This window comes from Flavobacterium sp. (genome assembly GCF_036515215.1).
In the GTDB taxonomy this organism is placed as follows: Bacteria; Bacteroidota; Bacteroidia; order Flavobacteriales; family Flavobacteriaceae; genus Flavobacterium.
The window spans coordinates 1-24,473 of the sequence record NZ_DATBVQ010000003.1 but is presented as its reverse complement, the minus strand read 5'-3'; the positions used below and the strand labels follow the sequence as shown (position 1 = coordinate 24,473).

The following is a 24,473-nucleotide window of genomic DNA, read 5'->3' as shown; positions in this document are numbered from 1 at the left end:
CTGAAGTTTAGAAAGGATTTTCACCTGACAAAAAAACCGTCTCATTTACAAAATGAGACGGTTTTAAAATCTATTGCTAATGGATTTTAGTCATTCAACATTTTCCATAGTTTGTCTTTCAATTCTGTTAAGCCTTGTTGGGCCACAGATGAAATAAACATATAAGGGATTCCTTTGAAGGAAACATCCAATTCTTCTTTCAGTTCAGCTTTCAGCTCATCATCCAGCATGTCGCATTTTGATATCACCAACAGACGTTCTTTGTCCAGCATTTCCGGATTGTATTTTGTCAATTCGTTTACCAAAATATCATATTCCCCTTTGATGTCTGGCGTATCGACAGGAACTAAGAATAACAAAGTAGAATTACGCTCGATATGACGCAAGAAATAATGTCCCAATCCTTTTCCTTCGGCAGCACCTTCAATGATTCCAGGAATATCTGCAATCACAAAAGATTGAAAATCTCTGTAAGCAACAATCCCAAGATTTGGTTTCAGTGTGGTAAACGGATAGTCGGCGATTTTTGGCTTGGCGGAAGTCAAAACGGATAGTAAAGTCGATTTTCCTGCATTTGGAAAACCTACCAAACCAACATCGGCCAGAACCTTAAGTTCCAGAATAACATCCATTTCGGTTCCAGGTAATCCTGGTTGCGAATATCTTGGCGTTTGGTTTGTAGAACTTCTGAAATGCCAGTTTCCTAATCCACCTTTTCCACCTCTGGAAAGAATCTGTTTTTCGCCATCTTCGGTGATTTCAAACAATATTTCTCCAGTTTCCTTGTCCCTTACGACAGTTCCTAAAGGCACTTCAATAAACTTGTCATCTCCATCAGCTCCAGTACTTCTGTCACCACCACCGTCTCCACCGTATCCGGCTTTGATGTGACGTGCAAACTTGAGGTGAAACAAGGTCCAAAGCCCTTTGTTCCCAACAAGATAAACGTGTCCACCACGACCACCATCACCACCATCCGGACCACCTTTTTCAATAAATTTCTCTCTGTGCAAATGCGTAGATCCTTTTCCTCCTTTTCCGGATGAAACAAATATTTTTACGTAATCTACGAAGTTCCCTTCAGTCATAACTCTTCTCTTTTACTTCGACATTGATCTAAATTACCTGACAGCCACTGGCTGTCCTCCTTTTAATTTTAAATCCTCTGTCATCTTTTTTAGTATTCAATGTTCAGTTGTCGTATTCTGCACTTTTTTATGCTTTAAATACGGCAAACTATTTTTATTTTCGCAATGATCTCACCATTACCTTATCAATCTTCACTCCATCCATATCTATGACTTCCAATTCAAATTGATGCCAAACCAATTTCTCCCCCTGCTTTGGTATATGCGAAAGTTCCGTCATAATCAATCCGCTGACCGTAGTCACATCGTAATCATTTATCAATTCGTCCAATTCAAAATAGGTAAGAAAGTCATGTAATGAATAATGCCCGTCAACCAACCAGGTTCCGTCTCCTCTTTCGACCAATTGAAAATCTTCCTTATAAAAATCCGAAGCGTTCCCCACCAACGCTTCCAAAATGTCATTCAGAGTTATGACGCCCTGAAAAACGCCATATTCATCGGCCACAAAGGCGTAATGAATGCCCGTATTTTTAAATCTCTCCAAGGCTTTATATGCTGTGGTGTGTTCCATCATGAATGGCGCTTCCGTCATGATTTCTGACAGATTGATGTTTTCGTCATCAATATGCGCAAAAATGTTTTTCAAATTCACAACGCCAACAATGTCATCATAATCCTTGCCATAAACCGGATAAATAGAATGTAGTTCTTTTAGCATGCATTCCTTAATCTCTGCTTTATTTGAATGCAGAGGCAAAAAAACGACCGACTTTCTGTGGGTCATCAAAGAATTTATTTTCCTGTCGCCAATATGAAAAACGCGCTCGACAATATCTTGTTCAATTTCCTGGACCTCTCCGCCTTCTGTTCCTTCTTTTATAAAAGCCTTTATTTCTTCCTCCGTTACCTTTCCGTCTGCATTTGGTTTTATCTGCAGAATTTTCAACAAAAATTCAGTGGCATGCGTTAGTAACCAAATAAATGGAGCCGTTACAATTGACACCATCTTCATGGGTATTGCCACAGCTTTGGCAATGGTAACGGGATGGTTCATTCCAATCCTTTTGGGTAATAACTCCCCCAAAACCAAGGAGAAAAAAGTTAACACCACAACAACGATACCAACAGCAATAGTATGTGAATACGGTTTCAGAACAGCAAATGTCTCGACAAACATCTCGACATTCATCGTTATTTTGTCACCGCTATAGATACCGGTTAAGATCCCTATCAGCGTGATACCTATTTGAACGGTGGATAAAAATTTGTTAGGTGAATTGGCCAGTTCCAAAGCGATTTTAGCGCTTTTGTTTCCTTTCTTGGCAGCGCTTTCCAATCTGTTTTTCCTAGCTGAAATCAATGCGATTTCAGACATGGAGAAAACACCATTCAGTAGTATTAAAAAAAATATTATTAGTATTTCCATATTTCTTTAGCCCAGATGGCAGTGTAAAGCCCGGAGTCCTGTTGATTCATTTTTCTTAGCAATTCAAAGCGACTGAAAGAAGCTTGGGGGTGCTTTAGAAAAACAAACGACAGGACCAGGACTTGCAACGTACAGCTGGAATTGCTCCTATAAATTATCTATAACCGCACTTAAGCGCTCTGTAATTTCCTGAATTGTCCCTATTCCGTTTACGGCGTAAAACTTTCCTTGTTCTTTATAATACCCCATTAATGGAGCTGTTTTTTCGTTGTATTCTTGGTAACGATTTCTTATTTTTTCTTCGTCCTGATCGTCGATTCTACCGCTTGTCTTCCCTCTTTCCAACAAACGTTGTATCAAGATTTCATCGTCAGCTTCCAGTGCAATTGTAGCGGCAACTTTAGAACCTATCGATTCAAGGAAAGCGTCCAAAGCTTTGGCCTGCGAAATTGTTCTTGGGTAGCCATCGAACAAAATTCCATTAGTATCAGGGTGCTTATTCACCTCATCGATGAGCATTTTTGTGGTCAATTCATCTGGCACCAAATCTCCGGCATCCATATAAACTCTTGCTTGTTTCCCCAGTTCAGTATCATTTTTCAAGTTGAAACGGAACACATCGCCTGTCGAAATATGGGTTAAATTGTATTTTTCTTTCAAAAATTCTGCTTGAGTTCCTTTTCCTGCACCCGGTTTTCCGAATAAAACAATGTTGATCATAATGTGTGTTGAGTAGTTATTCTTTTAGCTTATATACTTCGGGTAAGTTTCTTCCAAGTCCATCGTAATCCAGACCAAATCCAACAATGAATTTATTTGGAATTCTAATCCCTACGTAATCTATTTTAATATCTTTTTTGTAAGCTTCCGGTTTAAAGAAAAGCGTAGCTATTTTGAAATGCTTAACATTCTGTTTTTTGAATAATTCCTTTAGTTCAACCAAAGTGTTACCCGTGTCCACGATATCCTCAATGACAATAACCGAGCGTCCGGCCAAGTCTTGGTTTAAACCGATCAATTGTTTCACCTGATTTGTCGAAGAAGTGCCTTCATAAGAAGCCATTTTTATAAAACTTACTTCACAGGGGTTTTTATATTTTTTCATGAAATCGGAAACGACCATAAAGGCCCCGTTTAAAACCCCTACAAATACTGGTGTTTCATCTATAAAATCGTCTTCCACTTGCTGCACCATTTTTGTGATGGCAAACTCTATTTCTTTGGCAGAAATGAATGGAACAAATTGTTTATCGTGAAGTTGAATCATTATTTATATGTTTTAAATAATTCGCAAAGATACAGAATTCGCTTTTTACAATTGGCAATCCAACTTAAATTTGTGTTTTTATCTCCATTTTACAACAAAAGAACTAAAATCGCCATAATAGCATCTATTATCTTAACGAGAAACGGCAAAGATTGCAAAGCATCATTTCCCTATTTAACCATTTAAAAGTATCTTTGCTCTTCATAAACTTTCAACACAATGAATTATTTTTCTTCTGATTTTAAATTGGGAATTCTAGGCGGTGGACAATTGGGCAAAATGATGCTTTTTGACACTCGGAAATTTGACATACAAACCTATGTTCTTGACCCAAGTGACGAAGCTCCATGCAAAATCGCCTGCGATAAATTCTTTAAGGGGGATTTGATGGATTTTGAAACCGTATATAATTTCGGGAAACAAGTCGATATATTGACTTTTGAAATCGAATTGGTGAATCTCAAGGCATTAATAAAATTAGAAGAAGAAGGACTAAAAGTTTACCCTTCTCCCAAAACACTGAAACTTATCCAGAACAAAGGGATTCAGAAGGATTTTTATGCCACGCACAACATTCCAACGGCAAGTTACGCTCGATTTAAAAACCTAAAACGCCTAATCGTAGACATTCTAGATTCGAAAACAAGGTTCCCATTCATATGGAAATGCACCGAATTTGGTTACGACGGGAATGGCGTAAAAGTAATCAGACAAATCTCTGACTTGGACGAGCTACCTAATGTAGAATGCATCGCTGAAGAAATGATCCCATTCAAAAATGAGTTGGCGGTCATTGTTTGCCGCAATCCATCGGGAGAAATCAGAACCTATCCAGTGGTTGAAATGGAATTTCATCCAGAAGCCAACCAGGTGGAATACGTAATCTGTCCCGCGAGGATTGATAACAAAGTAGCCGAAAAAGCCAGAGCGATCGCATTAAGTGTTTCAGAAAAATTCCATCATGTGGGACTACTGGCAGTGGAAATGTTTCAAACCGAAGACGACGAAATATTGATAAATGAAGTCGCTCCTCGTCCGCACAATTCGGGACACTATTCCATAGAAGGCAGTTACACTAGCCAATTCGAAAACCATTTGCGAGCCATCCTTGACCTGCCGTTAGGGAACACCGACAGCAAAGTGGCTGGAATCATGGTCAATTTGGTTGGCGAAGAAGGTTACTCAGGCAATGTCATTTATGAGAACATTGAAAAAATACTAGCCTGGAACGGTGTTACACCGCACATTTACGGCAAAAAGCAAACCCGTCCCTTTCGCAAAATGGGACACGTTACGATAGTAAACGAAGACATCAACGAAGCCAGAAGAATTGCGGAAGACGTTAAAAACACAATAAGAGTAATTGCCTAAACATATTAAAAAATTGAAAAATTAAAAGATTGAAAAAATTGGTTTGTCTTTAAATAAACTCCAAACGAAATCCTTAAATTTTAGATCTTTAAATCATTAAATGATAACAAAATGAGCAAAGTAGCCATAATAATGGGAAGCATATCTGATATGCCCGTCATGCAAGAAGCCATCGAAGTCCTAAAAGGATTTGGAATTGAAATAGAAGTCGATATTGTTTCGGCACACAGAACGCCCGATAAACTATATGATTTTAGCAAAAACGCCCATAGTCGCGGTATTTCGGTAATTATTGCGGGCGCAGGTGGCGCCGCGCATTTACCGGGAATGGTGGCTTCCATGTCGCCACTTCCGGTGATAGGTGTTCCCGTGAAATCGAGCAATTCTATCGATGGTTGGGACAGCATTCTGTCAATTCTTCAAATGCCAGGCGGGGTACCCGTTGCGACAGTAGCCTTAAATGGCGCAAAAAATGCAGGAATTTTGGCAGCCCAAATCATTGGAAGCCATGATAAAGGAGTTTTAGACCAAGTAATAAAATACAAAAAAGGATTAGAGGAATCGGTAATTATTGCCTCCGAAAGCTTACTTAAATTGTAAACTTGTCTTGACCATAAAACAACAAACTTTTTGATTTGCCCGTCTTAAATAGAAAACAAATAACAAAGGCTTCCGTAATGGAAGCCTTTGTTATTTGCATATATGCCGCACTAAATCCAGTTCTTTGCGGTTAAAATTTACGCTTCCTCTTCTATCTCCTCAAGAGTACCTTCAAATTCAGATGCAATTACATCTTCATTATTAATCCAATTCTCCGAGGTAACCAAGCTAAAATTAACATTATCATCGGTATTTAATTCCCAAACAATCCCTTCGGCTGTGGGAAAAGGAATGTTTTGAGACATTTGGTCTTCAAATAATCTTTTGATCAAATTTCTGTCAGACAATCCATTATTCAATAATTTCAATACGTTTTCAGCCGTTAGTTCTTTCACTTCTCCATCAGTTGGAGTCATTGAGAAATGAACAACAGACGCTTTGGTATTGGGAAACTTTCCGTTATAGGCTTTATAAAGCAATTGATTGATATGAAATAATCTTGCTTGCATATGAATTTCAGGATATTCCTCACATACTTTATCAATTAACATATTGTGCGAAATTTGCTCAATTTGCCCTTCATTTAATTCTTCACCCAGTTTGTAAGCCAGTACAATTTCAGCAGCTTCATTTGGCTCATAATCGGATATGGCCATTTCTAGCAATTCTGGTAAATTCTTTTTCTCGGCTGTATCTGCGTCCGGAAAATTGAATTTTTCCAGTAACTGAATATAATCTTCGTCTGACCAATATCCTTCTACTTCGTTTACTGTGTCGATACGCTTTATTATAACTTGATAGTTCATTTGTTTTTATTTACAATTGTTTCTGATCAGTTTCTTTTAAACTGAGTCATTTTTCCCAATTTAGGCTTTTTAAGATTCGAAGCGAAATAAATAACATAACTATAACACAATTGTTTCGGGGTTAGAGAGCGAAATCGCCACTGTTTTGCGATCTCATTTTTTTATAAATCGCTACATTTGTATTTCAAGAATGTTTTTTTTCAATTAATGAAAACCAATTACAATACAATGAAAATCTTAACTTCAAAATTCGACACTAAATACGATACGGCCCCTTTTTCGAAAATCAAAAATGAAGATTTCCTTCCCGCTTTCCAAGAAGGAATAGCACTGGCAAAAGCAGAAATCGATGCCATTGTCGCAAACAAGGATAAGCCTACTTTTCAAAATACCATTGAGGCCTTAGATTTTAGCGGATACACATTAGATCGTCTTTCCAGCATTTTCTTCAATTTGAATTCGGCAGAAACCAATGACGAAATCCAGAAAATCGCGCAGGAAGTTTCCCCGTTATTGTCCGAATTCGGGAATGACATAACGCTCAACGTCGACTTGTTTGCTAAAGTAAAAGCAGTCTACGAACAAAAAGACAGCTTGAACCTCAACCCAGAACAAGCTACACTTTTAGACAAAAAATACAAAGGTTTTTCCAGAAATGGCGCCAACTTGGCTGAAGACAAAAAAATCCTGCTTCGGGAAATAGACAAGGAACTGTCCAAAACAAGCCTTAAGTTTGGCGAAAATGTTTTGGCGGAAACTCAAGGGTTTCAATTGCACATTATCGATGACAAGGACCTGTCGGGTTTACCCGAAGGAACAATCGAAGCAGCTCGTTCCTTGGCCAAAAGCCAGGAAAGCGAGGGTTGGATTTTTACGTTGGACTATCCAAGCTACGTTCCATTTCTCACTTATGCCGACAACCGCGAGCTTAGAAAAAAAATGGCGATCGCTTTTGGCGCCAAAGGTTTTCAAAACAACGAATTTGACAACCGGGAAAATGTTCTTAAAATTGCCAAATTGCGTTTTGACCGAGCGCAACTTTTAGGATATGCCACTCACGCTCACTTTGTCCTTGAGGAGCGCATGGCCGAAAACCCTGAAAAAGTTTTGACTTTCGAAAACGATCTATTGGCCAAAGCTAAACCCGCTGCCCTTAAAGAATTTGCCGATTTGACCACTTTCGCCAAAAAACTGGACGGAATTGAACAGCTGGAAAAATGGGACGGCGCCTACTATTCGGAAAAATTGAAACAAGAACTGTTCAATCTGGACGACGAGAAATTAAAACCCTATTTCCAGCTGGAAAAAGTTTTGGACGGCGCTTTTACAACGGCCCAAAAACTATATGGTCTGAGTTTTGAAGAGAGTTTTGAAATTGACAAATACCACGACGATGTTACCACATATGAGGTGAAAGATATAGACGACAATCTGGTTGCCATTTTCTATGCTGATTTTTTTCCAAGAAAAGGAAAACGCAATGGCGCCTGGATGACTTCATACAAATCACAGTTTATTAAAGAAGGAAAAAACGAAAGGCCGCACATATCGATCGTTTGCAATTTCACAAAACCAACAGAAACAAAACCGTCTTTGTTAACCTTTAATGAAGTAACCACCTTGTTTCACGAATTTGGCCATGCTTTACACGGAATTTTAGCAAACACCACTTATCCTAGTTTATCAGGGACTTCCGTTTATTGGGATTTTGTGGAATTGCCGAGTCAAATCATGGAAAACTGGTGTTACGAACCCGAAGCTCTGGCTTTATTCGCCTACCATTATAAAACGGATGAAATGATACCGATCGAACTGGTTCAAAAAATCAAGGAAAGCTCTAATTTCCAAGAAGGAATGACAACCATGCGTCAGTTGAGTTTTGGACTGTTGGACATGGGATGGCATGCACATGACCCTTCAAACATCAAGGACATAAAAATTTTTGAATTGCAGCAATTTGCCGACACCCAATTGTATCCTGACGTAAAAGAGAATGCCATGAGTACAGCTTTTTCACATATCTTTCAAGGAGGTTACTCTTCAGGCTACTATAGTTACAAATGGGCCGAAGTACTCGATGCTGACGCCTTTGAATTTTTTCAGGAAAAAGGCATCTTCAACAAAGAAGTCGCCGATAAATTCAAAGACAATATCCTTTCCAAGGGAGGAACAGAACACCCAATGATTTTATACAAACGTTTCAGAGGACACGAGCCAAGTCCTGATGCTTTGTTGAAAAGAGCTGGCTTGATATAATTTTATGAATTCAAATTTAAACCGAAGTAGAGATACTTCGGTTTTTTTTTATTTTCGGCTTCGGGAATACAAGTACACCTAATGCATCAAAATCACTGTTTTTAGAAAAAAACTACCATCAACCACCAGAAAATGGGGATACTCTCTACCCAAAAAGAAGTGTAATATTTGGATCGTTTTTCATTGGCGAAAGCCAAAAACAAGGAAAGCGCCACTACCAGAATTCCATTGACAATCATTTGTTCTTGGATAAAATTATTTTTTAAAAGCTCTAAAAAATAGAAGGGAATCAACATCAGTAATCCAACGATTTTTGTTCGCTTTACTCCTATTTGTTGCGGCACGGTTTTTAAATGCGGATCATCATTAGCCAAATCAAGTATCTCAAAAATTAAGATCAAAACAAAAACGAGGATAAAACGCTGGATGCATTTCAGATAAAAATCAAACCCAAGCGGAACATGCGCATTCAACAAAGGCAAGACTAATGTCACTCCAACCCAACACAACGCCACAATATAAATTTTCACCCCTGCCCAATTTCTGGCATTCTTCCTATTTGGAAAAAAAGGAAGCGTGTACAGCAGCGTTAATCCCAACACTCCAACGGATACTATTTGCGTGACCAACTGTAATTTGAAAAAATAATAGCCTACGGCAACCAATGAACAAAAACTTAGCGCAGCTATTATTTTCAACTCATTTCGCATCTGTTGTTTCTGGGCCCTGGCCAAAACATCATACTTCACAAAATTATATCCCACTATCGTGCCGAAAAAAGCGAAATTAGCCATCGGTTGGTCAGCAGAAATGTGGAACATATAATGGGTCATTCGCACTAGTGCATAAACGGACAAAGCCACGTGAATGCTGCTCCTGATATAGAAATCAAATATTTGTTTAAAACTAATCATTAAACAAAATTAGTCAATTGTGAGCAAATACATCATTTAGTTGAAATATTGACAAAAAATCAATTCAAAAAACGATTTAGATTGTTTATAATACTTATTTTTGCACCACTAAAAAAACACAACATTACCATACTTACATGAAAACAGACTCATTTGCTTTAAGACACTTAGGCCCAAGGGAAAACGATTTACCAAAAATGTTAGAAACCATAGGTGTTGAGACTTTAGATCAGCTAATATCCGAAACTATTCCCAGTGACATTCGTTTAAAAAAACCTTTGGAATTGGAGCATATTATGACTGAATACGAATATGCAAATCACATTCGATTATTAGGTCGTACCAATAAAGTATACAAATCATATATCGGCTTAGGCTACCACCCAACAATCGTCCCTCCTGCCATTCAAAGGAATGTATTTGAAAACCCGGGATGGTATACGGCTTACACTCCATACCAAGCAGAAATTGCTCAAGGACGTTTAGAAGCAATCCTAAATTTCCAAACGATGGTCATTGAACTGACCGGAATGGAAATTGCAAACGCCTCTTTACTTGACGAGAGTACAGCTGCTGCTGAAGCAATGGCTTTGTTATTTGACGTTCGTTCAAGAGACCAAAAGAAAAATAATGTGTGCAAATTTTTCGTTTCCGAAGAAATCCTGCCGCAAACCATATCCGTTTTACAAACGCGTTCCACTCCCATTGGAGTCGAATTAGTGATTGGAAATCACCAAGAATTTGATTTTTCAAATGATTTTTTTGGTGCGATATTACAATATCCGGGAAAATATGGTCAAGTTTATGATTATGCTGATTTCATTAGAGAAGCGAATGACAATGAAATAAAAGTAGCAGTTGCCGCCGATATTTTATCGTTAGTTAAATTAACGCCACCAGGAGAAATGGGTGCCGCAGTGGTCGTGGGAACAACACAACGTTTTGGAATTCCAATGGGTTATGGTGGGCCACACGCCGCTTATTTTGCAACAAAAGACGAGTACAAACGTTCTATGCCGGGAAGGATCATCGGGGTTTCGCAAGATGCTGATGGAAACCGCGCTTTACGCATGGCTTTACAAACACGCGAACAACACATCAAGCGCGAAAAAGCGACTTCAAACATTTGTACCGCTCAAGTATTATTGTCAGTTATGGCAGGTATGTTTGCCGTTTATCATGGTCCAAAAGGATTAAAATATATCGCTAACAAAGTACATTCTTCTGCTGCAACTTTGGCGGAAGCTTTAAATAAATTAGGCATCAACCAAACTAATAGTGCATTTTTTGATACTATCGTAGTAAAAGCAGATGCTCAAAAAGTAAAAGAAATTGCCGAAAAAAACGAGGTGAATTTCTATTACATCGATAATGAAACAATCTCCATTTCCGTAAACGAAACGATTTTGCCTTCAGACATCAATCAGGTCATTGCCATTTTTGCGGAAGCATTAGGAAAAGACGCTTTTGAAGTTTCTGATTATATCTCAGAAAACAGTTACCCGACGTTTTTAGACAGAAAATCGGAATTCTTAACGCATGAAGTATTTAACAAATACCACTCTGAAACCAGCATGATGCGTTACATCAAAAAGCTGGAACGTAAAGATTTATCATTAAATCATTCGATGATTGCATTGGGTTCTTGTACCATGAAACTGAATGCTGCTGCGGAAATGTTGCCGTTGAGTATGCCTTATTGGAACACAATCCATCCATTTGCGCCATTAGACCAAGTGGAAGGATATACAAAAATGCTTAAGAAACTGGAGCAACAATTGAATGTGATTACCGGTTTTGCCGGAACAACACTTCAACCAAATTCGGGTGCCCAAGGTGAATATGCCGGTTTAATGACCATTAGGGCGTACCACCAATCGAGAGGTGATGACCAAAGAAACATCTGTTTGATTCCCGCTTCGGCTCACGGAACAAATCCCGCTTCCGCTGCAATGGCTGGAATGAAAATCATCGTCACCAAAACAATGGAAAACGGTAATATTGATGTGGAGGACGTTAGAGAAAAAGCAATTCAATATAAAGACCAATTGTCTTGTTTAATGGTCACTTACCCATCAACACATGGTGTTTTTGAAAGTGCCATTAGAGAAATTACTCAAGTCATTCACGACAATGGCGGTTTAGTTTATATGGACGGTGCCAATATGAATGCCCAGGTAGGATTAACAAATCCCGCCACAATTGGGGCCGATGTTTGCCACTTAAATTTACACAAAACATTCGCAATTCCTCACGGTGGCGGTGGACCAGGTGTTGGACCAATTTGTGTTAACGAAAAACTGGTTCCTTTTTTACCAAGCAACCCTTTAGTTAAGGTAGGTGGCGAAAAAGCGATAACCGCTATTTCGGGAGCTCCCTATGGTTCCGCTTTAGTTTGTTTGATCTCATACGGATATATCTGTATGCTAGGTGCTGAAGGGATAACCAATGCAACTAAATATGCCATTCTGAACGCAAACTACATGAAAGCTCGTCTGGAAGAGCATTATCCTATCTTGTATTCTGGAGAAAAAGGAAGAGCGGCTCACGAAATGATTTTAGATTGTAGAGGTTTCAAAGCAAACGGAATAGAAGTTTCTGATATTGCAAAACGCCTTATGGACTATGGTTTTCATGCTCCAACCGTTTCTTTCCCTGTGGCTGGCACATTAATGGTTGAGCCTACAGAATCTGAAGATGTAGCAGAATTGGATCGTTTTTGTGATGCAATGATTGCCATTCGTAAGGAAATCAAAGAAGCCTCGGCAGATGAACCAAATAACGCATTAAAAAATGCACCGCACACTTTGGCTATGCTAACCTCTGATACTTGGACACTACCTTATTCAAGAGAGACGGCGGCATATCCGTTAGAGTATGTAGCCGACAATAAATTTTGGCCAAGTGTTCGTCGCGTAGACGAAACCTACGGTGACAGAAATTTAATTTGCAGTTGTGCTCCTATTGAGGCATACATGGAGAATTAGTCCAAAAACATATTTAAAAAATGCCGCGATTGATTTTGCGGCATTTTTTTTGATTACAATTGAATCCTTGGATAAAGCTATTTTTCAAATAAAAAAGATTTGTGTTATTTTGCGGCTATTAATTAAAAACTAAAGATTATTTCGAAATTTCTTTAAAATTTTATCAGTATTTTAGCCAAAAACGTAGGATTTCATAATTATATGCACGCATAGTAAATAACATGGCTATAATCATTTTTTTATCTTTAAATTAGCCTAAAATTTTTTTCAAACTAAACCGATGAAAATAAAAATAACTGGAATAGGAAGTTATATTCCTGAGAAAAAAGTAAGCAACACTGACTTTGGCGATCATGTTTTTTTAAATGAAGACGGCACCTCTTTTGGAGCACCAAATGATGTGGTCATCAAAAAATTCAAAAGTATAACCGGAATTGAACATAGGCGTTACGCGGAAGATCATTTAAACTCCTCCGATTTAGCCTTTTTCGCATCAAAAAAGGCAATACAGAATGCCGCCATTGACCCAGAAACAATAGACTACATTATTTTCGCGCACAACTTTGGCGACGTAAAATCAGGAACCAGTCAATCTGATATGCTTCCGAGTTTAGCTACCCGAGTTAAAAATAAACTTCAAATAAAGAACCCCAAATGCGTTGCCTACGATATCCTTTTTGGATGCCCGGGTTGGATAGAAGGGATCTTGCAGGCCAATGCTTTCATCAAATCCGGTATGGCCAAACGATGTTTGGTAATAGGTTCCGAAACTCTTTCCAGGGTGGTTGACGATCACGACAGAGATTCGATGATCTATTCGGACGGCGCAGGAGCCGCAATAGTTGAAGCCTCCGATGATGAAACAGGTATGCTTTCGTATGAAAGTGGGACTTATGCCATAGATGAAGCCAATTATTTGTTTTTTGGAAAATCGTACAATACAGATTTAGATCCTGACACCCGTTATATAAAAATGCATGGACGCAAAATTTACGAATTTGCTTTGAATACCGTTCCCGTTGCAATGAAAAGTTGCCTGGACAAAAGCGGCATCGCTATTGATGACGTCAAGAAAATATTGATTCATCAGGCGAATGAGAAAATGGATGAAGCCATCATCCAGCGTTTTTACAAATTGCACGACAGACCGGTCCCGCAAGACATTATGCCCATGAGCATAAGTGAACTAGGGAACAGCAGTGTTGCCACTGTGCCTACACTTTTTGACCTTTTGATACGAGGTGAAATTAAAAATCAATCTATTCAAAAAGGCGATGTGCTTCTGTTTGCTTCGGTTGGAGCAGGTATGAATGTCAATGCCTTCGTTTACAGGTATTAATTTCATCAGTAGCTAATCCAGCTATACATTACAAGCCCACGCCTAAAAAACGTGTTTTTACAAAACTCAAAAAGAGCTTCTTACAGTCGCTTTTTTAAGCTAATAAAAACTACATTTTTTAAGTTGTGGGCTTTTCATTTCTATCTGGGCTAAAAATCCGTCAAAGAAGAAATATATCTTTGTACCTTTGCGCCTTTGTTTATACCAATTAAAAAAATGTACGAAAAAACGTTTCCAAATAAAAGATTCAAACTCACTTTAGAATTTTTAAACAAACACATCTCGACTGCTGAAACGGTTCTGGATTTAGGGGTAGAAAATCCCTTTTCAAAAATCATGAAAGCGGAGGGCTATTCAGTTAAGAATACCGCGGGCGAAGATTTAGACATTGACCAATCGGTCTTTTCAAAAGAAAAACAAGATGTGGTAACCGCTTTCGAAATTTTTGAGCATCTGCTGAATCCATACACCATTTTAAGCGACATAAAATCTGACAAACTTTTCATATCTATCCCAATGCGTCTTTGGTTTTCACCAGCCTACAGAAGCAAAACAGACATGTGGGACAGACATTACCATGAATTCGAAGATTGGCAACTGGATTGGCTTTTAGAAAAAACTGGCTGGAAAATCATTGATCGTCAAAAATGGACCAATCCGGTAAATAAAATTGGAATCCGTCCCCTATTGCGTCGTTTCACCAATAGGTATTATATCGTTTATGCCGAAAGAATAAAATAATGGACTACTATATTGTTATACCGGCACACAACGAAGAGGCATTCATTTCCCTGACACTGCAATCCTTGATCTCGCAGACCCACTTACCAAAAAAAGTGGTTGTGGTCAATGACAATTCCACTGATACAACAGCAGAAATCGTTTTGGCTTTCGCCAAGGAGAATCCGTTTATAACGTTAGTGAACAAAACTTCTAGCGCCATACATTTACCCGGAAGCAAAGTCATCCAAGCCTTTCACAAAGGTTTTGAAACCTTGGACGACAATTATGACGTCATCGTAAAGCTAGATGCCGATCTCATTTTACCCACTAACTATTTCGAAACCATCATCCGGCATTTCGAAAAAGACCCTTCTATAGGAATGGCTGGAGGATTTGCCTACATCGAAAAAAACGGGGAATGGGTACTGGAGAACTTAACAGATAAAGACCACATCAGAGGCGCCTTCAAAGCATATAGAAAAGAATGCTTTAAGCAAATAGGCAACCTGAAACCGGCGATGGGCTGGGACACTGTTGACGAATTGCTGTCCAAATTTTACAGCTGGAAAGTTATCACGGACGACTCGCTAATTGTAAAACACCTAAAGCCGACGGGCGCCAATTACAACAAAACGGCACGCTACAAGCAAGGCGAAGCGTTTTATACTCTGGGATATGGTTTTGCGATAACGGCGATCGCTTCCGCAAAACTGGCAATGATGAAAAAGAAACCATTACTCTTTGTAGATTACGTAAAAGGATTCTGGAAAGCAAAAGCCGCAAAAACTCCTTTATTGGTTACTTTAGAACAAGCGAAGTTCATCAGGAACTATCGCTTGAAAAAGATGAAAGAAAAACTTTTTTAAATATACGATGATTCGGATATTCCAAAAAAACACATTACCGTTAACTTATAACTCATAACTATTTTTGTAATTTAGCCCATAATCGTAAAACATATGATGCTCATTCGATATATAACGCAAATAGGAAGATATTTTTTAATGCTGCAAGCAGTTTTTAATAAACAAACCAAATGGTCTGTTATGAAAAAACTTATCTTCAAGGAAATTGATGATTTGATTATCAGTTCGCTCGGTATAGTTGCCTTCATCTCCTTCTTCGTTGGCGGAGTTGTTGCCATACAAACGGCACTTAATCTTACTAATCCCTTAATCCCGAAATACCTCATCGGTTTCGCTACACGACAATCAGTTATATTGGAATTTGCCCCCACATTCATCTCCGTTATTATGGCTGGAAAAATGGGGTCTTTTATCACATCGAGTATTGGTACAATGAGGGTAACTGAACAAATCGACGCCTTGGAAGTTATGGGTGTCAATTCATTAAATTACCTTGTTTTTCCTAAAATAATCGCTTTGCTACTATATCCATTCCTTATTGGAATCGCTATGTTTCTGGGCGTTTTGGGAGGATGGATGGCTGGTGTATACGGTGGTTTTACCTCAAGTGCAGAATTTATTAACGGTGCCCAGGCAGATTTCATCCCGTTTCATATCGCCTATGCTTTCATAAAGACACTGATATTTGCCATGTTGTTGGCTACAATTCCTTCATTCCATGGTTACTATATGAAAGGTGGAGCGTTGGAAGTGGGTAAAGCCAGCACCGTCGCTTTTGTTTGGACATCAGTCTCAATAATACTTTTCAATTATATACTAACGCAGTTGTTACTAGGATCATGATAGAAATAAAAAATATAGAGAAATCATTTGGCGGAGTTAAAATTCTCAAAGGTATTTCGACTGTTTTTGAAACTGGAAAAACGAATCTAATTATTGGACAAAGTGGTTCGGGTAAAACCGTTTTATTAAAAAGTCTATTGGGGATTCACACTCCTGAATCGGGAAAAATCTGTTTTGACGGCAGGGTATATTCTGAATTGGAACAAGATGAAAAAAGGGAACTGAGAACTGAAATCGGAATGGTCTTTCAAGGCAGCGCTTTATTTGATTCAATGACTGTAGCCGAAAATGTAGGCTTTCCGCTGCGAATGTTTACCAATGATAATAGTGCGAAAATCCAGGAAAGGGTTGATCAGGTTCTTAAAAGAGTTGATTTAGTTGACGCACACAATAAACTGCCTTCACAAATTTCAGGGGGAATGCAGAAACGTGTAGCTATTGCCCGCGCTATTGTGAACAGACCAAAATACCTTTTTTGCGACGAACCTAACTCGGGTTTGGACCCAAACACCGCTATATTAATTGACAATCTTATTAAAGAAATTACAGAAGAGTACGATATAACTACTGTTATCAACACACATGATATGAACTCTGTAATGGAAATTGGAGAGAATATTTTATTCCTTAAAGATGGATTAAAAGCCTGGCAAGGAACAAAGGAAGAAATTTTCAAAACTGACAACCAAGACGTTGTGGACTTTGTTTATTCGTCAAATTTGTTCAGGAAAGTCAGGGAAGCCTACTTAAAGGAATAGATTTTATTATTATGGACAAGCATTCAATTCGGTAATAACTCCACCTCAGCATTTGGATTAAAAAGATACATTTTTCCCGAACTCACTTCCAGGCATTCGAAACGCTTGGTTCGTATCGCTATTTTCTTAAAAATCTTACCGTTTTGAATCCTGAAAACACTACCGTAGGGAATTTCGAATATATAATTTTTATCATTTTGTTGGTCAAACTGCTTCAATGCCAAAGATAATGTAGCGTCGGTATCGCTGCTCGCCGTAGGGTTTTTGAAATGCCTCGCCAGTAAAGGCAATAAATTATTGGGGAAAATTTCAGGTCTGATAAAAGGAACCATCATTTGCTGAAAGGAATACTTCCATTCTTGTCCGTGCGGTTTTATGTTCCTTCCGAATTTTTCGAAAGCAACCAAATGCGAAATTTCATGAATTAGGGTGATCAGGAACTTATATTTATTAAGACTTGAATTAACCGTGATTTCGTGCTTTCCGTTCAACCCTTTCCTGTAATCTCCGTGGCGAGTTAGCCTTTCATTCACGATTTTGAGATGTACGCGATTAACCACAATCAGCTCAAAAACTGGCTTTACGGCATGTTCGGGAATATATCTTGCAAGTGTTTCGCTCAAAATTTATTAGGCTTATGGGTTTGTTGAGGATACTTGGAGTACTTTCCCGTTGAAATATTTATTCCCTGTCAATGTAAAATCAAAAATGTAATCCGCCATTTCACTGGCTTTTATAGGCGCTTGATAACCCGGAAAAGCTTCTTCCAACATTTCGGTTTGTACTGCACCGAGAGCCAAAACATTAAAAGCAATTCCTCTTTCCTTATACTCTTCCGCCAATAATTCCGACAAAGTGATCACAGCTCCCTTGCTAGAACTGTAAGCGGACAATCCCGCAAATTTAAGGCTGCCTTGAATTCCTCCCATAGAACTTATGGTAACAACATGGCTCCCCTTTTGAAGATAAGGCAAACAAACCCGAGTCAAATTTGCGACAGCAAAAACATTGACTTTATAAATATCTTCAAAATCTTTTTGTGTCGTTTCGGAGAACGGTTTCAGCAATAAACTGCCCGCATTATGAACTATGGCATCCACTTTTTTCCATGAACTTGATAAGAAATCCTGCACTTTTTCTAAATCTGCTTCATTTGACAGATCTACAGAAAGACAAGTAATATTTTTGTTTTCAATAAGAATTCGGGGTGTTTTTCTGGAAATGGCCAGAACCTGCTGTCCTGCGTTGGCAAATTTTAAAGCCAACTCATATCCTATTCCCCTACTTGTACCTGTTACTATAATGTTTTTCATAGGACAAAAATAAACAAAACTAACAAAACATCACTTATGGCAGCTATCCAAAAAAACTAATTCATGTGAATTTCGCGGCTTGCTGTATTGGCCATTTCTGTCACTGCGGGAAGCATTTCCTGAATGAAAGACGTCATATGCGACATATCCATCGCTCTAAATTCATCCGACACATGGTGATAGTAATCAAAATTTTCGAAATCGAAGGTGCTCACGGATTGACATGGAACATGGAACACATCGTAAAAAGAATAATTATCCGATCGGTTAAACAATCTTAATTCCGCTTCCTTGGGAAGAAACCCTATCGTCTTTTTTCCTGTATATTCATTAATCTTGCTTGCCATATTGGTTTTGTCAAAACCGGTAATATAGGCTAGATAGTCCCTTTTCATAGGGACCCCAATCATCTCAATATTGAACTGCGCGTACAGATTGAAGTTTTGCGAATGCAGTTTTTTGGCCAAATGTTTAGACCCTAATAAGCCTTTTTCTTCCCCGGCAAAAAAAACGAAAAGCACGCTTCTTTTGTTTGATTTAATGGCACTGAAGTACTTTGCCATTTCAGCCACCGCTGTTGTGCCAGAAGCATCATCATTTGCCCCATTATTAATGATATCGCCGTTAACGCCCACCTTAGCCAATCCGATATGATCGTAATGCGCACTAATCAATAGGAATTCTTTTTTTAGTATTGGGTCACTTCCTTCTATATAGCCCACAATATTATAAGCCGTCCCTTTAAAATTAGCCAAGCTGTCCCGATAAGAATAAAAATAGGGCTTTACATTATTGCTTTTTAAAAACTCTTCCAAGTAAACTGCCGCTTTCTCCATCCCTTTCGTTCCCGTTTCCCTTCCTTCTAACTCATCCGAAGAAAGATATTTCAACATTGCAGCCACCTCATTCTCTTTGACTAGATATTGGATGTCAATTGACTTGTACGAAATATCTTGTACAGTATTTGAAACCAAACTAGAATTTGGTTTACAGCATAAAAAGAGGATTGGCAGCAGTATTATAATTCTTTTCATGGTTTTAATTTGTTTTCCCTCTATCTGAAATATTTTTTGAAAACTTTACATCCTTGGATACTAGCCAAAACTATGAAAAATACGGGGATAATTACCGGCATCAGGTACTTTGAAAAATTTTCCGTGTTTTGAGAAAGGGAATGTAAAAAATACACCAGTGCAATCATGCCTGAAAAAGTTCCAATTAAAGTCCCCACCACATAATAAAACTTAAGGGATTTTTCCGTTTTTATATAATCCCCATTGATCAGATAAAGATTCCAGCCCGTCCAGAACGGAACTTGAAGGAAGTTCAAACTACTCAGTATTAAACCAATTAAAAAAGGGGAATAGCTAACGTACTTTTCTAAATAGTGATGGTTCACCGTTGTTCCGCTTGAAAGGGAATAAAAGGAATAGGCCAAAACCAACAAAAAGAGAATACCTAAGATATCAATGATTTTCATTAGCTTTTTGTTATTCACCAATCGATTGGCAAAAATCAAAGTAAAATAGATGACAAAAGCCTCAACAAAAATGACTCCAAGCAAATACAAAACCAACTCTTCTATCCCAAAAGCAGTATAGATTTCGAAGCCAAAAACATTCAAATATCCCAGCGGAATAGAACCTATAAAGCTCACCGAAAAACCAACAAGAATATTCTTAAACCCTTTCATCCTATTAGAAATTAACAATCTTACTACTCTGTTTAAGATGCAATCGATACTCGTGCATACCCTCTTTATGCGGTAGATAAGGAGTCCCTTTTTTATTGTTGGCTACACTTATTTCATACATATATGTAATGTGTCGAGACAGTTCCTTCCATGCAAAAAACAAAGAATGCTTAGGGTCATAAATATGAGTCGGCTCACTTGCAGCGCCATTCAGCTCCACGACAGAAAAGTTTTCTCCGCGTTCCAACTCTTCAATTGTATTGTACATAACATCCAGTCTTCCAAAATAAAATCCCGGTATTTGCAGACACATTTCATTAATGGTTTCTTCCAGCTTTGGAGTAATCCAATGACTTCCGTCAATAAATTTTGCGCCACGGGCATGATTCCCATAGGGAACCAGATTCAACTTTTCCCCTTTCGGTAAAACTTCTTGCAGTTTTTCTCCAAATTCTTGCCTTAGGACCTTTAACTGCAATTCGTATCTTGGATTCTCTTTTATCAATTCTTCAATAGTTGCAATACCTGTTCCCGTTAGAATCATAAATTCTTTCGACACAATCCCGGTAATCTTTCCAAACTTTTGATCAGGATAACGCACATAAAAAATTCCGACTTCATTTTTGAATGGAATCAAATCCTGAACCACATAATCAAAATTTGCCTTTTGGGCATAATGTCTTAAATCAGCGACCGTATTAATTTTCTGCACTCCAGATCCTCGCAAACCGATATCCGGTTTCGCAATCAATGGATATTTTATACCAGAATCAACGATTGTTTTTTCAATCTCATCAAGTAGAGTTCCCTCCTTTATAAGCACGGTTTTTGGGTAATACTGCGACGGAATCAAATCGTAAATCGCTTTCTTGGATTCCATGATGAACCCGCCATTTTTTATCGACGGATTGGAAGCGTTGAAGAAAAAGATAGACCTTGCTTTAAGCGAATAAAAAGTCCAAAGAAAATAAATCGGAATATAAACTACCTGAAAAGGCCAATACTCCCAGTGGGTAATCTTATGAAACAGTAGTTTGTTTCGGCTGTTTTTTATCACTAGGATTAATTTTATTTTTAAATAATAATAAATGAGATGGAATCATCTTTTTGAGAAACCAAATCATAATGCAAAATAGCCACTTTATTTTTCTCGATAACTGACTGTGTAATACTCAAGGTTTTCAACTCATTATTCCTGTTTATCACCAGACCGTTTTCTAGGTTTTCGGCCTCTGTGTATCTGTGAAATCCATACATTTCGTTTTCTGAAATTCCGGCGTTATTATCCAAAAAAGAATAAAACGCATCGGAACGCTGCTTTCTAACCCCTTCGGAATACAAAGTCGACGAAGACCAGATATGTCTTGCGTTGCAATCCAGTTCAGTTGTCTCTTTGACTTCTCCATTCCAGCGCAGCTGAAAGAGCTGTTGGTCCTGAAACAACACCAAGGTAAAAGGCTCGATCTCAAACAAATCCACGTCTCCCCAAAGATCCTTTGGAGAATCGCTACCGATAAGGTCCAAAACAATCAACCCCCTACTTTTTCTATATGGAGGTTTCATAAGATGTTTTTCAGTGGCCCCGTTCAGCAATACTAAAACGGTACCCTTTTCATCTACAACATACCAAGTTCCACCCGCTTTTGGGTCCTTTGGAAAAATAACATTTTTACCTTTTATAATATAATTCTGGGGAGGTATGGCGCAGGGTCTTATTACCTTCTCATCACGGTTTGACGTAATGATGATTTTATCGAGTGATTTTACAAAACTTACTGTACACATTGCTTCCTATATTCGATTGTTGAACGGGCCACTCCAAAATTTTCACCTACTGAAATGCTTGGGTTTTGCAAAACAGCCACCTTTATTAAGGCTTGGTGATGGATACAATGTTCCAAATTATAAAGCAACTCCCTAATGTAATTACTTTCAACGTAAATTTCTTGGCCATCGATAGTCTGTTGCAATTCGATTTTCTTGTTTTCTTTATTCAAAGACTTCTGAATAATTTCAATCTGACTAACTGCATAATCAGTATCAGTTTGAACCAATACATTTCTTTCGCGTCTGTCATAATTTACAAAACCAGAATCGTAACTGTTTTCAAGGCATTGGAACATCTCAATGATATGTCTCGTATGCTCTCCAATAGTAGAATTACTCAATGCGGCACATTGATTGGAATATTCTGAACTTGGAATTTGATCGAGCAAATTAATCAACTCGTTCAAACTGTTATTTATAGATATTATGAGCATATTAGAACTTTAATTTTAACAAATTCGGTATCGCATTCTTATTTTGCCACACTAAAATGGCACAGCAAAGAAAGGTAATTACTGCCAATATAAAAAGGGCACCCCCATCGTTCTGAACTACTATTCCTAATACAAACAGATGTGAAACAATAGCACCAGCCATGACTCCTAATCCAATCAAAGACCCCAGTAAAGTTGTTCTTGGTATTAGGATTAAAATGGAAGCTATCAACTCCACTATTCCAGCAGCAAATCTGCCATAAGGTTCGATGCCTAAAGTGGTAAAAATGTAAATACTTTCTTGAGCACCCGTGAATTTAAAATACAATGTTTGGAGTAATATTACGGCGGCAATGACGCGAAATATCCAAGATACTTTTGATGATTTCATGAATTTTAGTTTCATTGAATAATTTTATTCCAATTCCTATCAGCCTTCGTTTTTAGATTGGTTTGGTCTTTATTCCAGCTTTTCAATGTATTGGTAAAGTAAGCATTATAGAAAAGGTATAGTTTGCCTTCGATAATTTTGAATGTCTCGGGATTAACCTCCACTTTTTCGCCAGAATCACCCATTGCAAAAGCACACCAGCCGCCATATTGGGGCTCATAAGCAGATGGGGCTTTTAAAAATGCCTCTTTATTCCCTACAGATGAAAAATAATAATTCACTCCTTCAAACGCAGCCGCAAGTTCTTTGTTTCCCTTTATAGCTTTGGCTTGCTTAAAATATGCCACAGGATCATAGCCTTGAATGGCTACTTTTTTTTCTAAATTAAATTCAGAAATTCTTTTAGTGTCATTTTGCGCGAAGCCTTTTAGGGCAAATAGCACGAAAATGATGACTGCCATTTTTTTCATAGTCTTACATTTAATTAGTACAAAACTACATTAGTATCTTGAAGCGAAATGTCGCATACATTACAGTTCCCATAAAATAATTATAAACTGCAAACATCATTTATAATTATTTCCTTTCTATTATAGACAATCTTTCCGTTTACTACCATTTCATTTAACAATTGAGTGGTGGTCTGCCTGGAAGTACAGATGATTTGGGCAATATCATTTTGAGTCAAATAATTTTCAATTACAATTCTGTTCTCTATTCTTTTTCCTTCAGTTTCCCCCCAATCTTTTAAGAACAGAGACAATCTGCTTTTAGCGTCTTTAGAGATCAAATTAGAATAGCTGTTCTTGATGCGTTTCATTTTTAGGCCAACAAATTTAGTGTAAGACAACGCTAAACTCGGATTCTTCAATAAGACGTCTTCAAAATCCGAAAGAAGGAAACTACAAATGGCAACATCGTCCGAAAGTACTTTTGCATATTCATTCGCTTGACTATCCACTTCTAATGTCAGTTCACCAAACAGATCCCCTTTTTGTATAATATCTTTGATAGTTTCATTTCCGTTTTCATCGACAGCAACGATTTTAATATTTCCTTTTTTCAACAAAAAAATTCTTGGTACGTCTGACGAGGAAAAATAGATGATTTCGCCCTTTTGTGCTTTTTTAAATCCCATGATAATGCACAGTTGTTTTATTTCCCCAAAACTTAAAGTTCGAAACAATTTATGATCGCGCAAATACCAGTATTTTAAATCTTCGTACATAAAAATATTTTCGTAAATGTATTAAAAATTCGATTTGAAAAATAAAAGCCCTTTCAAATCGAAACTTGAAAGGGCTTTAAAAACATATAAATTTTATTTAAGAAACTAAAGTTCTAGAAATAACTATGCGCTGTATTTCTGAAGTCCCTTCATATATCTGAGTTATTTTTGCATCACGCATCATACGCTCCACATGATATTCTGCCACATATCCATTTCCACCGTGAATTTGCACGGCTTCAATTGTGGTGTCCATAGCGGTTTGGGAAGCGAATAATTTCGCCATTGCACCTGATTGGGAAATGTCTTTCCCTTCGTCTTTTTCGCTCGCCGCTTTAAG

26 protein-coding genes are annotated in these 24,473 nt (G+C 37.9%); 9 read left to right on the top strand and 17 right to left on the bottom strand.

Translation table 11 applies throughout. The annotated features are described in order from the left end of the window. Nucleotides 1–86: 86 nt before the first annotated feature. The 4 genes from obgE to hpt all read right to left on the bottom strand — a co-directional run bounded on the left by obgE (nucleotide 87) and on the right by hpt (nucleotide 3,784). A complete protein-coding gene (gene obgE, locus VIH09_RS00305; RefSeq protein ID WP_331576710.1) occupies nucleotides 87–1,088 on the bottom strand; it encodes a GTPase ObgE in 1,002 nt (333 codons plus the stop codon). Between the two features lie 154 nt (nucleotides 1,089–1,242). Next, nucleotides 1,243–2,466 carry a hemolysin family protein gene (locus VIH09_RS00300; protein ID WP_414656130.1) on the bottom strand — a complete coding sequence of 408 codons (1,224 nt, stop codon included), beginning with the start codon at nucleotides 2,464–2,466 and terminating at the stop codon, nucleotides 1,243–1,245. Between the two features lie 198 nt (nucleotides 2,467–2,664). Further along, the gene (locus VIH09_RS00295; RefSeq protein WP_331576708.1) at nucleotides 2,665–3,237 is read right to left on the bottom strand and encodes an adenylate kinase; all 573 of its coding nucleotides are present in this window, start codon (nucleotides 3,235–3,237) and stop codon (nucleotides 2,665–2,667) included. Between the two features lie 16 nt (nucleotides 3,238–3,253). Next, complete coding sequence (gene hpt, locus VIH09_RS00290) at nucleotides 3,254–3,784, bottom strand: hypoxanthine phosphoribosyltransferase (protein WP_331576706.1); 531 nt, start codon at nucleotides 3,782–3,784, stop codon at nucleotides 3,254–3,256. A 219-nt stretch (nucleotides 3,785–4,003) separates the two neighbouring features. Here hpt and VIH09_RS00285 point away from each other — a divergent pair, with 219 nt between their 5' ends. Continuing rightward, entirely contained in the window at nucleotides 4,004–5,155 is a 1,152-nt protein-coding gene (locus VIH09_RS00285) for a 5-(carboxyamino)imidazole ribonucleotide synthase (RefSeq protein ID WP_331576704.1), read from the top strand. A gap of 111 nt (nucleotides 5,156–5,266) precedes the next feature. Next, on the top strand, nucleotides 5,267–5,755 hold the full coding sequence (purE, locus tag VIH09_RS00280) for a 5-(carboxyamino)imidazole ribonucleotide mutase (protein WP_331576702.1): 489 nt from the start codon (nucleotides 5,267–5,269) through the stop codon (nucleotides 5,753–5,755). A 137-nt stretch (nucleotides 5,756–5,892) separates the two neighbouring features. Here purE and VIH09_RS00275 read toward each other — a convergent pair whose 3' ends face one another. Further along, nucleotides 5,893–6,561 carry a hypothetical protein gene (locus VIH09_RS00275; RefSeq protein ID WP_331576700.1) on the bottom strand — a complete coding sequence of 223 codons (669 nt, stop codon included), beginning with the start codon at nucleotides 6,559–6,561 and terminating at the stop codon, nucleotides 5,893–5,895. 228 nt (nucleotides 6,562–6,789) lie between these two features. Between VIH09_RS00275 and VIH09_RS00270 the strand changes: the two genes are divergently transcribed. Beyond that, nucleotides 6,790–8,817 carry a M3 family metallopeptidase gene (locus tag VIH09_RS00270; protein WP_331576698.1) on the top strand — a complete coding sequence of 676 codons (2,028 nt, stop codon included), beginning with the start codon at nucleotides 6,790–6,792 and terminating at the stop codon, nucleotides 8,815–8,817. A 101-nt stretch (nucleotides 8,818–8,918) separates the two neighbouring features. On the opposite strand, the gene VIH09_RS00265 is transcribed toward VIH09_RS00270, so the two are convergent. Continuing rightward, a complete protein-coding gene (locus VIH09_RS00265; protein WP_331576696.1) occupies nucleotides 8,919–9,731 on the bottom strand; it encodes a hypothetical protein in 813 nt (270 codons plus the stop codon). Nucleotides 9,732–9,868: 137 nt separating this feature from the next. On the opposite strand from VIH09_RS00265, the gene gcvP reads away from it, so the two are divergent. The 6 genes from gcvP (at nucleotide 9,869) to VIH09_RS00235 (ending at nucleotide 17,247) form a co-directional block, all read left to right on the top strand. After that, a complete protein-coding gene (gcvP, locus tag VIH09_RS00260; RefSeq protein ID WP_331576694.1) occupies nucleotides 9,869–12,718 on the top strand; it encodes an aminomethyl-transferring glycine dehydrogenase in 2,850 nt (949 codons plus the stop codon). 280 nt (nucleotides 12,719–12,998) lie between these two features. After that, entirely contained in the window at nucleotides 12,999–14,057 is a 1,059-nt protein-coding gene (locus VIH09_RS00255; protein ID WP_331576692.1) for a 3-oxoacyl-ACP synthase III family protein, read from the top strand. A gap of 216 nt (nucleotides 14,058–14,273) precedes the next feature. Next, a complete protein-coding gene (locus VIH09_RS00250; RefSeq protein ID WP_331576690.1) occupies nucleotides 14,274–14,798 on the top strand; it encodes a methyltransferase in 525 nt (174 codons plus the stop codon). Continuing rightward, complete coding sequence (locus VIH09_RS00245) at nucleotides 14,798–15,646, top strand: glycosyltransferase family 2 protein (protein ID WP_331576688.1); 849 nt, start codon at nucleotides 14,798–14,800, stop codon at nucleotides 15,644–15,646. Before VIH09_RS00250 ends, VIH09_RS00245 begins: the two co-directional genes overlap by 1 nt. A gap of 93 nt (nucleotides 15,647–15,739) precedes the next feature. Then, nucleotides 15,740–16,489, top strand: coding sequence for an ABC transporter permease (locus VIH09_RS00240; protein ID WP_331576686.1), 750 nt, complete (start codon nucleotides 15,740–15,742; stop codon nucleotides 16,487–16,489). Further along, a complete protein-coding gene (locus tag VIH09_RS00235) occupies nucleotides 16,486–17,247 on the top strand; it encodes an ABC transporter ATP-binding protein (protein ID WP_331576684.1) in 762 nt (253 codons plus the stop codon). The genes VIH09_RS00240 and VIH09_RS00235 overlap by 4 nt, the downstream gene beginning before the upstream one ends. A gap of 23 nt (nucleotides 17,248–17,270) precedes the next feature. Here VIH09_RS00235 and VIH09_RS00230 read toward each other — a convergent pair whose 3' ends face one another. The 11 genes from VIH09_RS00230 to VIH09_RS00180 all read right to left on the bottom strand — a co-directional run. Continuing rightward, nucleotides 17,271–17,870, bottom strand: coding sequence for a SprT-like domain-containing protein (locus VIH09_RS00230; protein WP_331576682.1), 600 nt, complete (start codon nucleotides 17,868–17,870; stop codon nucleotides 17,271–17,273). A gap of 12 nt (nucleotides 17,871–17,882) precedes the next feature. After that, nucleotides 17,883–18,560: an SDR family oxidoreductase gene (locus VIH09_RS00225; RefSeq protein ID WP_331576680.1), complete on the bottom strand. Its 678-nt coding sequence runs from the start codon at nucleotides 18,558–18,560 to the stop codon at nucleotides 17,883–17,885. Nucleotides 18,561–18,616: 56 nt separating this feature from the next. After that, a complete protein-coding gene (locus tag VIH09_RS00220; RefSeq protein WP_331576678.1) occupies nucleotides 18,617–19,594 on the bottom strand; it encodes a M28 family peptidase in 978 nt (325 codons plus the stop codon). A 20-nt stretch (nucleotides 19,595–19,614) separates the two neighbouring features. After that, complete coding sequence (locus VIH09_RS00215) at nucleotides 19,615–20,253, bottom strand: hypothetical protein (protein ID WP_331576676.1); 639 nt, start codon at nucleotides 20,251–20,253, stop codon at nucleotides 19,615–19,617. A gap of 4 nt (nucleotides 20,254–20,257) precedes the next feature. Further along, nucleotides 20,258–21,310: a D-alanine--D-alanine ligase gene (locus VIH09_RS00210; protein ID WP_331576674.1), complete on the bottom strand. Its 1,053-nt coding sequence runs from the start codon at nucleotides 21,308–21,310 to the stop codon at nucleotides 20,258–20,260. 17 nt (nucleotides 21,311–21,327) lie between these two features. Next, nucleotides 21,328–22,038 (bottom strand): NRDE family protein, encoded by a 711-nt coding sequence (locus tag VIH09_RS00205; protein ID WP_331576672.1) that lies wholly within the window; start codon nucleotides 22,036–22,038, stop codon nucleotides 21,328–21,330. After that, nucleotides 22,026–22,514 carry a DinB family protein gene (locus tag VIH09_RS00200; protein ID WP_331576671.1) on the bottom strand — a complete coding sequence of 163 codons (489 nt, stop codon included), beginning with the start codon at nucleotides 22,512–22,514 and terminating at the stop codon, nucleotides 22,026–22,028. The genes VIH09_RS00205 and VIH09_RS00200 overlap by 13 nt, the downstream gene beginning before the upstream one ends. A 1-nt stretch (nucleotide 22,515) precedes the next feature. Continuing rightward, the gene (locus tag VIH09_RS00195) at nucleotides 22,516–22,905 is read right to left on the bottom strand and encodes a DoxX family protein (protein WP_331576670.1); all 390 of its coding nucleotides are present in this window, start codon (nucleotides 22,903–22,905) and stop codon (nucleotides 22,516–22,518) included. A gap of 11 nt (nucleotides 22,906–22,916) precedes the next feature. Then, complete coding sequence (locus VIH09_RS00190; protein ID WP_331576669.1) at nucleotides 22,917–23,375, bottom strand: YHS domain-containing (seleno)protein; 459 nt, start codon at nucleotides 23,373–23,375, stop codon at nucleotides 22,917–22,919. 80 nt (nucleotides 23,376–23,455) lie between these two features. Next, nucleotides 23,456–24,133, bottom strand: coding sequence for a Crp/Fnr family transcriptional regulator (locus tag VIH09_RS00185; RefSeq protein ID WP_331576668.1), 678 nt, complete (start codon nucleotides 24,131–24,133; stop codon nucleotides 23,456–23,458). A 97-nt stretch (nucleotides 24,134–24,230) separates the two neighbouring features. Next, nucleotides 24,231–24,473, bottom strand: a 243-nt coding sequence (locus VIH09_RS00180; protein ID WP_331576667.1) for an acyl-CoA dehydrogenase family protein, incomplete at its 5' end; no start/stop codon positions are given.